1 protein-coding gene is annotated in these 515 nt (G+C 49.9%); it reads right to left on the reverse strand.

The genetic code is table 11. The features are described from left to right. Positions 1 to 515: imidazole glycerol phosphate synthase subunit HisH (hisH, locus tag ACS8FC_RS20975; protein WP_439298202.1), on the reverse strand; the 515-nt coding region annotated here is incomplete at both ends.

The following is a 515-nucleotide window of genomic DNA, read 5'->3' on the forward strand; positions in this document are numbered from 1 at the left end:
ATACTGGCGCAGAACAGTTGACCATAGTCACATACCGCCGCCACTTGTGAGCTATCGGCAGGTTCACAGTAATAGCTATGCACAAAGTAAAAATGCGCGTTGTCTTCGATACCGTGCCAAAGCGGATGGTCAAAATCCATATCGCTAATGGTATTCCAGCCCATATGCGGTACTTTTATCATCGCACCCTGCTTGTCTTTCCACGTAGGGTCAAACGCTTCTACAGTGCCGTTTAAGATGCCTAGGCAGTCCGTGCCACCATTTTCAGCTGACTGCTCAAACAATGCCTGCATGCCCACACAGATGGCCATAACGGGCTTGTTAAACACTGCATGACGTATGACGTCATCAATGCCTGCATCACACATGCCAGCGATACAGTCGCGCATCGCACCCACACCAGGGAAAACGATTTTATCAGCCGCCGCGACGACTTTTGGATCATTGGTGATAGAGACTTCTGCCCCCACTACCGATAAGGCTTTGCTAGCAGAATGCAGGTTGCCCATACCATA

Source organism: Psychrobacter sp. 1Y4 (genome assembly GCF_051847555.1).